We start from the raw sequence: 12,193 nt of genomic DNA on the forward strand, positions 1-12,193 counted from the left end.
ACGTCACCCGAAGCTGGCAGCCAGGCTGCCCATCAGCAGCGCCCAGCCATCGACCAGCACGAACAGCAGCAGCTTGAACGGCAGCGAGACGATGGTCGGGCTCATCATCATCATCCCCAGGCTCATCAGCACGGAGGAGACGACGAGATCGATCACCAGGAACGGCAGGAACAGCATGAACCCGATCTGGAACGCGGTCTTGAGCTCGCTGGTGACGAAGGCCGGCAGCAGGATCGAGAACGGCACGTCCTCGGCCCGGGCGAACTTGGGCGCCTTGGCCATTTCGGCGAACATCGCCAGGTCGTGTTCGCGCGTCTGGCGGATCATGAAGGCGTGGAACTGCTGCCCGCCCGCCGCGATCGCCTGTTCGGCGTTGATCGTGCCGGCGCCGTAGGGGGCAATCGCCACCTGGTTCACCCGGTCGAGCGTGGGGGCCATGACGAACAGCGAGAGGAACAGCGCCAGCCCGATCAGCACCTGGTTGGGCGGGCTTTGCTGCAGGCCCAGCGCCTGGCGCAGGATCGACAGCACCACCAGGATCCGGGTGAAGCTGGTCATCATCAGGATCAGCCCGGGCAGGATGGTCAGCAGCCCCATGATCAGGAGCAGCTGGAGCGACAGCGACATGCCGCTGCCCTGCGCGCCGTTCACGCTGGCAAAGGCACGGTCCAGCGCGCCGGGCACGGCGACCTGGGCCTGGACCGCCACGGGCAGCACCAGGGCACCAAGCGCGATGAGGGGGCGCAGGAACCTCATTCCGCCACCTCGCGCGCCGGGGCTTCGGCCAGCCGGGTCAGGCCCTGGCGCGAGGCCGAGACGAGGATTTCGCGGCCGTGAAATTCGATCACCGCCAGCTTGAGCGTGGGCGACAACATGGCCGTCTCGATCACGCGGACCGATTTGGCCTGACCGGGCGCAGCGCCCATTTTCGCCTGCCACTTCTGCGCGAACTTCAGCGAATACCACGCCAGCGCGCCGATCATCGGCAGCAGCACCAGCAGCTTGAGCAGATACCACAGCATTATTCGCCGCCCTCCGCCGGAGCGGCCGGGGCGCTGCCGCCAGCCATTTCGACGATGCGCAGGCCGAACCGGTTGCCCTGGGCAACGATTTCGCCGCGCGCGATCAGCTTGCCGTTGACCATCACGTCAAGCAGCTCGTCGGTCAGCCGGTCGAGCATGACGACGCTTTCCTCGCCGAGCGAGAGCACGTCCTTGAGCTTCATTTCGGTCCGGCCCAGTTCGACCAAGAGGCGGACGTCGACTTCCTTGAGAAGGTCAAAGCCGCGGGTGTGGATTGTCATGGGGGGTCTGTCCTGTTCAGGCAATCATGGTGAGCTTGATGGCGACGCAGTCATCCTGCGCGCCCACGGTGCCGCGGGCGATGACCGTCCCGGCAATGGCAATCGGGACCTGCCGCGCCACCGCCACCGGCAGCACCGTGCCCGGCTCGAGCGTGGCGATGGCGTGCAGCGGCATGGCCATGTCGACCAGCACCGCGGAAAGCGGCAGCGGCATGTCGGCAAAGGGGGCCTTGGCCGGATCGGCGACGCGGGGCGCGCGCGGGCGGGCGGCGGGCACGCGCTCGCCGTGGCCGAACAGTTCGGCCAGGGTGGCATAGGGCAGGGCCAGCGTCAGCCGCCAGGGCCCGCGCATCCCTTCCATCACGTCGAGGTCCAGCACCGCCAGCCGGGTTTCCGGGGCGAAGGGGGCCAGATCGGCCAGGCTGCCATCGCGGCGCAGGGCGCGGATCGCATCGGCGCTGCCCAGCGCCTGGCCCAGCCGCTGGGCGACCATCGCTTCCAGCCGCTCGATCAGCAGCCGGGCCGATAGCGGGAACTTTTCGGGCAGCACGGCGGGGGCCTCGCCCTTGCCGCCGAACGCCTTGTCGACCAGCCGCAGCACGGCTTCGGCCTGGAGCGAGGCGAGCAGCGGCGCAGCCCCGATCCCGGCGCCCAGCAGCGCATTGGCCGCCAGCGGGGCAATCGTGCCGGCGAGGTCCGCCATGGTGGTTTCGCGCACCGGCTGGCATTCCACTGCCGGTGCCTCGCCCCCGGCCACGGCCAGCAGGCCCTGTGCCAGCTGGCGGGCAAAGCGCTCGCCCGCCTTGGCGAACAGCGGCAGCAGTTCGGCCGGCTCCGGCCCGCGCCGCAGCAATTCGGCGCAATGCTGCGCGGCGGCCCGTTCGGCCACAAAGTCGCGCTGCGGCTTCACTGGACCAGGAAGCTCTTGAAGTAGACCTTGTCGATCCCGCCGAACCCTTCGGTTTCGGTCAGTACCTTGTTGATCGCGTCGGTCAGGCGCTTTTGCAGGCGTTCCTTGCCTTCGGGAGTGAAGGCGTCTTCCTCGGGCGTGTCGGCCAGCACCACCAGGATCTGGCTGCGGATCGCCAGCTCGTGCTTCTTCAGCCACATCAGCACGCGCCCGTCGCGGCGGGTGGAACAGGCCAGGCTGATCTGCACCAGCGCGCTCGAATTCTTGAGGTTCGAGGTGAAGTCGTCGGTGAAGTTGTAATAGCTGGTCTTGAACTCGCTGCCGCCGTCGCCTTCGACTTCGGCTCCGGCGCCTTCGCCTTCCTTGGCCTCGGTCTTGGGGGCAAATGGGTCTTCCTCGCCCTTGCGCACCAGCTTGGGCTTGTTGTCCTCCTTGGCGTGGGCCTCGCCTTCGCCGCCGCCGAGCATGCCCGACTTGACCAGCGCAAAGGTGCCGCCGCCGCCCACGCCGACCAACACCAGCCCGGCCACCAGCTTGACCAGCATGCCCTTGCCCTTGGCCTTCTTCGGCTTGGCTTCCTTGTCCTTCTTGTCACTCATGCGCGTTCATCCCTGGGTGTGATCTGGAGAAATTCAGGCGAAGATGCCCTGCTGGCCGCGCTGCTCGCCCGGCTGGGCGGCGCTGTGGCGCGGGGCGGGGTTGGCGCGGGTGCCGCGTTCATCGCGCTGGGCAGCCTGCTGCTGGCCGCGCTGCTGGCCATTGCCGTCGGCCGGCGCGCCGCTGGGCTGGTCCTGGCGGGCGGAACCCTGGTTCAGCGCGGCGCTGTCGGCGTTCTGCGCGGCCAGGACCGGCGGGACCGCCTGGCTGACCGCGCGGGCAAAGTCGGGATCGGGGCTGGCCAGCTGGACGCTCAGTGCGCCGTCATCCTGGCGGAAGTGCAGCTGGACCGGGCCGAAATCGGCATGGCGCACCGCGATCGAGACGGCCTGCGGCTGCATCGCCTCGCGCGCAGCGACCAGCCGGTCGACCAGCGCGCCGAAATCGTGCGGGCGGCTAATGGGCGCGGCCGGGGCCAGCGCGGCCGGGGCATTGGGAGCGGCGGGGGCCTGCGGCGCGGCGCCCGGCAGCACGGCATCGGCGGCGGCGGGCAGCATGGGTTCCTCGCGCTGGTCGGCAGGGGCGGCAATCGCCACGCGCAGGCTGGCGGCGACGCGCGGCGCAGCATCGGCAGCCGGGGCCAGCAGCGGCGCGGGTGGCGGCGCGGCGGCGGCGATTTCGATGGTCGGGGCGGCGGCACTGTGCGGCGCGGCCTGGGCCTGGCCGCCCTGCGGCGCGGCGGTCGGCAGGGGCAGGGGCAGCGGCCGGGCGCGGGGCGCGGCTGCGGCCAGCACCGCATCGGCCTCTGCCGCAGCGGCTTCGGGCAGCAGCGGCAGCGGGGCGGGGGCGGGCAGGATCAGCGCCTGATCGGGCGCGGGGACTGGCAGGTCCTCGCTCGCGGTAAGGGCGGCAGCTTTGGCCTCGGCCTCGGGCGCCGGTTTGGCAGTTGCCTCCGCATCGGCGGCGCGGGGCTGCTGGACCAGCCGGGCCAGCGGCAATTGCCCCAGCCGGACGGCCATGGCGACGGCGGGCGGCGGAGCAGGCTGCGGTTCGGCCGACAGGGCGGCATCGTCCGGCAGCATTTCGCCCGCCTGCGGCAAAAGCGGCAAGCCGGGCGGCAAGATCTTGCCGGTTGCCGGCAAGGCGGCGGCAGGATCGGCCACGGCGTTAGCCATGATCGCCGCGCCCGGCATGGCCTCCACCGGCCCGGCCAGACTGGCCGCGTCGCCCGCCTGCTGGGCCAGCAAGGCCAGGAAATCCGCGCCTTCCGCGCCGCTGCCGGGCTGGCCGGCAGGCAGGTCCGCACCCGGATTGGGGGCGGCGGTGGCAGGCAGGGCGGAAAGTGGCAGCATCGGCAGGGTCCTTTGGTCCAAGGGGCTGCCGTTAACTATTCAAGACCCGTGCCAATTGCCTTGCGGGCGCCCAGCACCGGCGGCGCGGCGCGGGCGGCGATGGCCTTTTCCTGGGCCAGGGCGCGGTCTTCCACCGCGGCGCGGCTGCGTTCGGCCTGGGCCAGTTCCTGCTGCTTGCGGTCGGCCAGCGCCTTGGCGCGGCGGGCATCGTCGGTGGTACTGCGGGTGATCGCCTGGAGCCCGGCGACGAAGTGCCCGGTCTGGCGCAGTTCCAGCCCATCGGCAAAGCGGCTGCGGCGGCGATAGTCGTCGGTCAGGGCGCGGGTGCGCTCGGCCAGGGCTTCGAGCTGGGCCAGGGTCCCTTCGGCCTGGGCGGCTTCCACCGCCGCGCTCTGCTTGGCGATGGCGCGCACCCGTTCCAGCCGTTGCAGGCGGCGCAGCCGGGCCTGCTCAGCGCGCATCGCCGCCGATCAACTCGCCCAGCATGGCCACGCTGTCCGCCAGGCTGACCGTGCTGCGCGCCGGCTGGCACAGGAATTCGACCAGCGCGCCGTGCATCGCAATCGCCCGGTCGAGCTGCGGGTCGGCCCCGGCGCGGTAGGCGCCCATCAGTACCAGGTCGCGGTTGGCCTCGTAGCTGGCGGTCAGGGCGCGGAACTCGCGCGCCATGGTCTGGTGCTGCGGGGAGACGATGTCGGCCATCACGCGGCTGAGCGAGGCGGCGATGTCGATCGCCGGATACTGCCCGCGCTGGGCCAGTTCGCGGCTGAGGACCACGTGGCCATCAAGGATCGAGCGGGCCGTATCGACCACCGGATCGTCCTGGTTGTCGCCGTCGGCCAGCACGGTGTAGAGCCCGGTGATCGACCCGCCGCTGGCGGCCGAATTGCCGGCGCGCTCGACCAGCTTGGTGATCGTCGCGAGCGCGCTGGGAGGATAGCCGCGCGCCGCGCCCGGTTCGCCCAGCAGCAGCGCGATTTCGCGGCCCGCGTGGGCAACGCGGGTCAGACTGTCCATGATCAGCAGCACCCGCTTGCCCTGGGCGCGGAAATATTCGGCCAGGCTGGTCGCCAGCATCGCCCCGCGCAGCCGCAGGTTGGGGGCATGGTCGGCCGGCACCGCAACCACGGCGGTGCGGGCGCGCTTGCTGCCCGCCATGTGGCGTTCGACAAAGTCCGACACTTCGCGCGCGCGCTCGCCGATCAGGCCGACGACCACGACTTCGGCTTCGGCCCCGGTCGCGACCATGTCGAGCAGGACCGACTTGCCCACGCCCGAACCGGCCATGATGCCGATCCGCTGGCCGATCCCGAACGTGGTCAGCGCGTTGAGCGCGCGCACCCCGGTATCGAAGGTTTCGCGCACCGGGCTGCGATCGAGCGCGCTGGTGCGCAGCCCGCCGGCAGGCCATGAGCCCTGCGGGTGGAGCGGCCCGAGGCCGTCAATCGGCAGCCCCTCGCCATCGACCGCGCGGCCCAGGAACGCCTCGCCCACCGGCAGCATCCCGGGGCGGCCTTCGGCGCGGACCCGCGCGCCGGGGCGCAGCATCACCGTATCGCCCAGCAGCATCATCAGCGTGCGGCCATTGCGAAAGCCGATCACTTCGGCGGTCAGCGGATGGGCGCGGCCGTGCGCCACCTTGCACAGCGCGCCGACCGGGGCGGACAGCCCCGACACTTCCAGCAGTCCGCCATCGCAGGCGGTCAACAGGCCATAACGGCCCGGTGTCAGGTCGATATGCGCGCCGGACAGTTCGTCCAGCAGGGGATCGAACAACTTCAGCACTGGCCCAGCGCCTCGGCAATCGCGGCGCGCCAGTGGGCCGGGCCGTCCTCGACCCCGCCATTGGCGGTCTCGACGCGCAAGGCGCCGCGTTCCAGCGCCGGATCGGGCACCACGTCCAGCCCTTCGGGCAGGCGCTTGCCGACCAGCTTGAGGTCATCGGGGTGGAGCCGCAGCACGCGCTCGTCATCCGCGCGGGCAAGCATCCCGGCGGCGCGCTCGACCCGCGCGGCCAGTGCGGCCTTGTCCAGCATCAGCGGGGCAATCGCCGCCTCGCACAGCGACTCGACCGTGGCGTAAAGCTTCTGGCGCAGCGCTTCGGCCAGTTCCTCGTCCAGCCGGGCGAGCGACAGCTCGATCCGACCGCGCGCGGCCTCGTCGGCTTCGGCCAGCAGGCGCGCCTCGGTGCGCGCTTCCTCGACCCCGGTGGCATAGCCTTCGGCCCAGGCCACGGCGAGCGGATCGGCGGGCGCGGCGGCAGGATCGGGTGGGGGCGGCGCAGGAGACGCCGCCCCCGAGAAACGCGGATCGCTGGCAAAGCCGATCGGCCCGGCCAGCGCCGCAAGGGATACCCGCACCGGCGGCGCGGCGCGCGCCAGGTCAGACATATTCGTCATCGCCGCCGCCCACGCCGAACACGATCACCCCTTCGGCGGCGAGCCGCCGGGCGGCGGCGACGATGGCCTTCTGCGCTTCGATCACGTCGGCCATCTTGAGGCGGCCGCGCGCGGCGATTTCGTCCTTCACGCCGTCGGCGGCGCGGCTCGACATGGCGCGGAAGAACACTTCGCGGTTGGCCTCGTCGGTGCCTTTCAGCGCGTCGATCAGGGTGTCGCTTTCCACTTCGCGCAGCAGCGAGCCCATCGCCTGCGGATCGAGCGTGAACAGGTGTTCGAACTTGAACATCTCGCTTTCGATCTCGCGGGCCAGGTTCTTGTCGATCCGGCCGATCTCCGGCATGATCCGCTTTTCCGCGCTCTTGCCGGCCTGGTTGATGATGTCGGCAGCCTCGCGCGGGCCGCCCATGGTCAGCATTGCCTGACCGTGGCGTTCGCCGATCCGGGCCTGGAGCATCTCGTCCAGCATTGCCAAAGCCTCGCCCGGGACCTGGCCCAGGGTGGCAACGCGGTGGACCACCTGGGTCTGGACATCGCCGGGCAGGGCCTGGAGCACCGCGGCGGCGACTTCGGCTTCCAGCTGGACCAGCAGCACGGCCAGTGCCTGGGGGTGTTCGTCCCGGATCAGCGGGATCAGCGCTTCGGCGGTCAGCCAGCGGGCCAGCTCGATCGCCGGGCCGCGCTCTTCGCCATGGGGCAGGATGCGCTGCATCAGGCTGTCGGCCTTCACTTCGCCCACGGCGCGGTGCATCAGCGCGCGGACGTGATCGTTGCGCCCGCGCGCGCTGATCCCGCTGCGTTCGGTATTCTTGACGAAGCCCTGGATCGCCTGGGTGATCAGGTCCGGCCCGATTTCGCCCAGCGCGCACATCTTTTCGCCCAGCAGGCGCAGCTCCTCGGGATCAAGCTGGGCGAGGATCGCGGCGGCCTGGTCCTCCTCCAGCAGCATGACCATCACTGCGGCGCGTTCGGCATCGCTCAGGCCCGGGGCGGCGTGGGGCAGCTCGGTCGGTTCAGCGCTCATCGGGCGGCCTCCGCCTCGTTCTGCTGGGCCAGCATCTGGCGCAGCGCGTGGAGCGCGTCATCGGGCTTTTCCTCGACGATGCGCTGCGCCAGGCTGACCTGGCGGCCCAGCACCGCGGGATCGGGGGCGGCGCCGCTGCCTGCGCGGGGCTGGCCGGTTTCGCCTTCGCCGCCATCGCCCGGCTCGCCGTCCATCTCGCCATCGGCGGCGGCGGGGAGCGCGGGGGCGGGTTCGCGCTTCAGCGCCTTGACCAGCGGGCGCACGCCCAGCAGCAGCACCAGCAGCACGGCCAGCAGGGCCACGCCGTACCGCACCGCCATGGCAAACCATGGCGCTTCATAGAACGGCACGCCCTGGTCATCGACGGGTTCGAACGGGCGGGCCAGCACGGTTACCTGGTCGCCGCGCTGCGGATCGGCGCCGACCGCGGCGGAGACCAGCTGCTTGATCTGGTCCAGATCGGCGGGCTTGCCATTCTTCATCGCCGCCTGGCTGATTGCCACGGCCACCGACACGCGCTTGACCTTGCCCGGGCCGGCATTGGCGACCGACACTTCGCGGCCCAGCTCGTAATTGCGGGTTGCGCTGCTTTCGCCATTGGTCGGCTGGGCGCCGCCGGCGGCGGCAGGCGGGGTGCCCTGCGGCGCGCCGGGGCGGGCGACGGTGGCAGCCGGCGGGGTGTTCGACACCGCGCCCGGAACGCCCCCGGCCTGGCCCGGCCCGGTGGTCTGCGAAGCGGCCTGCGTTTCGCTGCGCAGCACGCCTTCCTTGTCATAGCTTTCGCGGGCGCTGGTGACCTGGTCCATGTCGAGATCGACCTGGATCTCGCTGGAAAAATTGCCCGCGCCCAGCATCGGGGTCAGCAGGCCGTCCAGCTGGCCGCGCAGCTTTTCCTCCATCCGGCCCTGCAATTCCAGCCGGTCGGTATCGGCCCCGCCGCGCTGGCTGAGCAGGCGGCCATGCTGATCGACCACGCGGACCGCGTCCGGGGTCATTCCCGGCACCGATCCGGCGACCAGATTGACGATCGCGGCAACCTGGCTGTCGGACAGCTGGCGGCCCTTGGCCATGCGCACCATGACCGAGGCGGACGGCGGCGTATCCTCGCGCACGAAGACCGATCGGGCCGCTTCGGCGAGGTGGACGCGCACGCTTTCCACCCCGTCGATTTCCTGGATGGTCAGCTGCATTTCGCGTTCGCGCGCGGCGCGCAGCCGTTCGCCTTCCAGCGTGCGGCTGGCGCCCAGCGGCAGGTTGTCGAGACTGGACTGGGCATCGGGTTGGGCCAGCGCCCCGTCCGAGGCGACCAGCATCCGCGCGCGGTAAAGCTGGTCCTCGTCCACGGTCAGCGTGCCGGTCTGGTTGTCGATTTGATAGCCGATCCCGGCCTTGTCGAGGCTCGCGACCACTTCGGCGCGGGTCGCATCGTCGAGCTGGGAATAAAGCACGCGCTGCGGCGGGGTGGACAGCAATGCCCAGGTCAGCGCGACGCCGCCCAGCGCGGCGAGGCCGCCGAACAGCGGCAGCGCGCGGCGCACGGCGGGCTGCGCGGTCAGGCCGCGCAGCCGTTCCAGCGGGGTGCCGGTGTTCAGCGCTGCCAGATCGAACGCGGGGGCGGGGGGCGGGGCGGCATTGGCCGCGGCGGGAACCAGGTCAGCCATCTATCACACCCCCATCCGCATGATGTCCTGGTAGGCGGACAGCAGCCGGTTGCGGACCTGCAGGGTCGCTTCGAAAGCGATGCCCGCTTCCTGCCGGGCCAGCATCACCTTGGCCACGTCGGTCACTTCGCCGCGCTGGTAGCCGTCGGTCAGCGCCTCGGCCTTGCCCTGGCTGTCCTTGACCTGATCCAGCGCGCTTTTCAGCGCATCGGTGAATTGCCCGGCGGGCGATGCCGGGGCATCGGCCGGGGCGGCCGGTCCGGCCGGCGCGTGCAATTGCTGGAGCAGCTGCGAGCGGTCCAGGATCTGCTGGCGCATGGCCATGATCTGCTGGATGCTGCCCGCGCCGCCAATGCCGCCGATGCCGCTCATCGCCGGGCTCCGGCGGCCTGGCGGGTCATTTCAATCCCGGCTTCGCGGAACGAGGCCAGGCGGTAGCGCAGGGTGCGTTCGGAAATGCCCAGTTCGCGCGCGGCGGCCACCCGGCTGCCGCCGCAGGCGCTCAGCACGTCCATGATCGCGCGCGCTTCGCTCAGCTGGACGATGTTCGACAGCTTGCGCGGGCCTTCGCTTTCCAGCGGCAGCGCCGGGGCACTGTCGCCGACCAGCCGGGCGGCACTGTCGAACACGATGTGTTCGGGGCGGATTTCGGCCTGGCCATCGGCCAGCAGGATCGCGCGGCGCATGACGTTTTCCAGCTCGCGCACGTTGCCCGGCCAGCCGTGCTGGCGCAGCAGGGCCAGCGCGCTGTCGGCAATCCACGGCAGGGCGCGGCCCTGCGGGGCGTGGCGCAGCAGCATGGCGAAAGCCAGCGGGGCAATGTCCTCGGTGCGCTCGCGCAAGGGGCTCAGGGCCAGCGGGAACACGTTGAGCCGGTAGTAGAGGTCGGGGCGAAAGCGGCCTTCGGCCACTTCGGTCGGCAGGTCGCGGTTGGCGCAGGCGATGATCCGCACGTCAACCTTGATCGGCTGGGTCGCGCCGATCGGCACCACTTCGCCTTCCTGCAGCGCGCGCAGCAGCTTGGCCTGCAAGGGCAGCGGCATTTCCGCGATTTCGTCGAGCAGCAGGGTGCCGCCATCGGCCGCGCGGAAGAAGCCCTCGCTCGCCTCGGTCGCGCCGGTGAAAGCGCCCTTGCGGTGGCCGAACAGCATCGCTTCCAGCATGGTTTCGGGCATGGCCGCGCAGTTGACCGCCACGAAGGGACCATCGCGGCGGGGACTGCGGGCGTGGATGAAGCGGCTCAGCACTTCCTTGCCGGTGCCGGTCGGGCCGTTGATCAGCACGGGGATCTCGCTGGCGGCGAGGCGTTCGGCCAGGGCCAGGACCGACAGGCTTTCCGGATCGGCGGCGATCGGCAGGCCCGGCGAAGCCATGGCGGCCAGCAGCGCGGCCAGCGGGCCATCGCCGCCGGCATCGCGGTAGGTCAGGGTCAGGCGGCCGCGCTGGCCATCGCGGACCAGCGTGTTTTCAGCGCCGCGTTCCAGCGTGACGCAGGGCGCGGGGCCGATCGGCTGCGGATCGCGCGCCGTGCGCAGCTGCGCCACGCCTGCGCCGTCATCCATTCCGCCCAGCGCGGTGACAATCGCGGCGGCGCGCTGAATCAGCGCCGCATGATTTTTCGTCACCCCATCGCTGCAAGCCAGAGCAGTCATTTTCCGATCCCCTGATTAACCATCTCAGGGGGACCTTTTGCGCGCTGAACGTCAAACGCTCCGGTAATTTAAGGCCTCGGGCGAATACCTAGGAAAAAGCCTGCCGCCGGCCCGGCAGAAATTTGCCGGTCGGGCTTAACTTTGCCGGAAATGCGTCGGTCTTGGCCCTGGCAGCCACGCCGGATTGTCCGGTTCGGCTTCCTTTCGGGACTATCCACGGGAGTAACCAATGGCCGTTATCAACACCAACATCAGCGCGATCAAGGCGTCGAACGCTTCGAACTCCGCCAGCAAGGCGCTGGGCACCGCGATGGAACGCCTGTCGACCGGCAAGCGCATCAACAGCGCCAAGGACGACGCCGCCGGCCTCGCCATCGCCACCACCATGACCTCGCAGGTCCGCGGCATGAGCCAGGGCATCCGCAACGCCAACGACGGCATTTCGCTGGCCCAGACCGCCGAAGGCGCGCTCAACGAGGTGTCCAACATGCTGCAGCGCGTGCGCGAACTGTCGGTGCAGTCGAGCTCGGGCACCTACCAGACCTCGGACCGCGATTACATGCAGTCGGAAGTCACCGCGCTGACCGAACAGATCGACGACGTGCTGACCAACACCAAGTTCAACGGCAACGCGCTGTTCTCGAAGACCGCCGGCACCGACGTGACCTTCGACATCCAGGTCGGTTCGGAATCGGGTGAAACGATCACGCTGACCTCGGCCGCGATCGACGGGACGAACATCGACGCGACCGCGCTGGATGTGACCACCGCCGCGCTGGCAAGCACCACGATCGACAATGTCGACCTGGCGCTCGCCGATGTGAACGCCGCCCGCGCGGGCCTGGGCGCCGGTCAGAACCGCCTTGAATCGGCGGTCAACAACCTGACCAGCAATGTCACCAACCTGTCGGACGCGCGCAGCCGGATCGAAGATGCGGACTATTCGTCGGAAACGACCGCGATGGCCAAGGCCCAGATCCTCAGCCAGGCCTCGACCGCGATGATCGCGCAGGCCAACCAGAGCCAGCAGAACGTGCTGTCGCTGCTGCGTTAAGCCGCGACGCAAAGCCAGTTGCCTGTCCCTTCCAGGCCCGGCCCGGCGGTGTCCCCACCGCCGGGCCCTTTGCGTTCTTGCTGGGTGCGCTGATCGCCTCCGCGATCAGCTTGGCCTGGCCGGCCCACTCCCCCGGAAGAGTCCTTGCTTGGTGCGCCAACTGCATCCGCAGTTGGCTTGCAACACCAGCCCGCTCCCCCGGCCCGACCACCCACAGGGTACCTTTAACGGGTGGTCGGGC

The 12,193-nt window shown here is 70.4% G+C and carries 14 protein-coding genes; 1 reads left to right on the plus strand and 13 read right to left on the minus strand.

What is annotated here, in order from left to right; all coding sequences use genetic code 11:
* Window positions 1-3: 3 nt before the first annotated feature.
* The 13 genes from fliP to ACE3N9_RS05335 are packed head-to-tail and all read right to left on the minus strand — an operon-like array spanning window position 4 to window position 10,898.
* Window positions 4-756, minus strand: coding sequence for a flagellar type III secretion system pore protein FliP (gene fliP / locus ACE3N9_RS05275; protein ID WP_374281568.1), 753 nt, complete (start codon window positions 754-756; stop codon window positions 4-6).
* Window positions 753-1,022: a flagellar biosynthetic protein FliO gene (locus ACE3N9_RS05280; RefSeq protein WP_374281570.1), complete on the minus strand. Its 270-nt coding sequence runs from the start codon at window positions 1,020-1,022 to the stop codon at window positions 753-755. Before ACE3N9_RS05280 ends, fliP begins: the two co-directional genes overlap by 4 nt.
* Entirely contained in the window at window positions 1,022-1,303 is a 282-nt protein-coding gene (gene fliN, locus ACE3N9_RS05285; RefSeq protein WP_374281572.1) for a flagellar motor switch protein FliN, read from the minus strand. The genes ACE3N9_RS05280 and fliN overlap by 1 nt, the downstream gene beginning before the upstream one ends.
* 16 nt (window positions 1,304-1,319) lie before the next feature.
* The gene (locus ACE3N9_RS05290) at window positions 1,320-2,213 is read right to left on the minus strand and encodes a FliM/FliN family flagellar motor switch protein (protein ID WP_374281574.1); all 894 of its coding nucleotides are present in this window, start codon (window positions 2,211-2,213) and stop codon (window positions 1,320-1,322) included.
* The gene (fliL, locus tag ACE3N9_RS05295; protein WP_374281576.1) at window positions 2,210-2,812 is read right to left on the minus strand and encodes a flagellar basal body-associated protein FliL; all 603 of its coding nucleotides are present in this window, start codon (window positions 2,810-2,812) and stop codon (window positions 2,210-2,212) included. Before fliL ends, ACE3N9_RS05290 begins: the two co-directional genes overlap by 4 nt.
* Window positions 2,813-2,845: 33 nt before the next feature.
* Window positions 2,846-4,162: a hypothetical protein gene (locus tag ACE3N9_RS05300; protein WP_374281578.1), complete on the minus strand. Its 1,317-nt coding sequence runs from the start codon at window positions 4,160-4,162 to the stop codon at window positions 2,846-2,848.
* 35 nt (window positions 4,163-4,197) lie between these two features.
* Window positions 4,198-4,623, minus strand: a complete 426-nt coding sequence (locus tag ACE3N9_RS05305) for a hypothetical protein (RefSeq protein WP_374281580.1) — start codon at window positions 4,621-4,623, stop codon at window positions 4,198-4,200.
* On the minus strand, window positions 4,613-5,947 hold the full coding sequence (locus tag ACE3N9_RS05310) for a FliI/YscN family ATPase (protein WP_374281581.1): 1,335 nt from the start codon (window positions 5,945-5,947) through the stop codon (window positions 4,613-4,615). Before ACE3N9_RS05310 ends, ACE3N9_RS05305 begins: the two co-directional genes overlap by 11 nt.
* Window positions 5,941-6,561 carry a FliH/SctL family protein gene (locus ACE3N9_RS05315; RefSeq protein ID WP_374281583.1) on the minus strand — a complete coding sequence of 207 codons (621 nt, stop codon included), beginning with the start codon at window positions 6,559-6,561 and terminating at the stop codon, window positions 5,941-5,943. The genes ACE3N9_RS05310 and ACE3N9_RS05315 overlap by 7 nt, the downstream gene beginning before the upstream one ends.
* Window positions 6,545-7,585: a flagellar motor switch protein FliG gene (fliG, locus tag ACE3N9_RS05320; RefSeq protein WP_374281585.1), complete on the minus strand. Its 1,041-nt coding sequence runs from the start codon at window positions 7,583-7,585 to the stop codon at window positions 6,545-6,547. Before fliG ends, ACE3N9_RS05315 begins: the two co-directional genes overlap by 17 nt.
* On the minus strand, window positions 7,582-9,246 hold the full coding sequence (gene fliF, locus ACE3N9_RS05325) for a flagellar basal-body MS-ring/collar protein FliF (RefSeq protein WP_374281587.1): 1,665 nt from the start codon (window positions 9,244-9,246) through the stop codon (window positions 7,582-7,584). Before fliF ends, fliG begins: the two co-directional genes overlap by 4 nt.
* A gap of 3 nt (window positions 9,247-9,249) precedes the next feature.
* On the minus strand, window positions 9,250-9,618 hold the full coding sequence (gene fliE / locus ACE3N9_RS05330; protein ID WP_374281589.1) for a flagellar hook-basal body complex protein FliE: 369 nt from the start codon (window positions 9,616-9,618) through the stop codon (window positions 9,250-9,252).
* On the minus strand, window positions 9,615-10,898 hold the full coding sequence (locus ACE3N9_RS05335; RefSeq protein WP_374281591.1) for a sigma-54 interaction domain-containing protein: 1,284 nt from the start codon (window positions 10,896-10,898) through the stop codon (window positions 9,615-9,617). The genes fliE and ACE3N9_RS05335 overlap by 4 nt, the downstream gene beginning before the upstream one ends.
* 229 nt (window positions 10,899-11,127) lie before the next feature.
* Here ACE3N9_RS05335 and ACE3N9_RS05340 point away from each other — a divergent pair, with 229 nt between their 5' ends.
* Window positions 11,128-11,952, plus strand: a complete 825-nt coding sequence (locus ACE3N9_RS05340) for a flagellin (RefSeq protein ID WP_374281593.1) — start codon at window positions 11,128-11,130, stop codon at window positions 11,950-11,952.
* Window positions 11,953-12,193 lie beyond the last annotated feature (241 nt).

The organism is Novosphingobium sp. (assembly GCF_041905565.1).
Taxonomy (GTDB): Bacteria; Pseudomonadota; Alphaproteobacteria; order Sphingomonadales; family Sphingomonadaceae; genus Novosphingobium.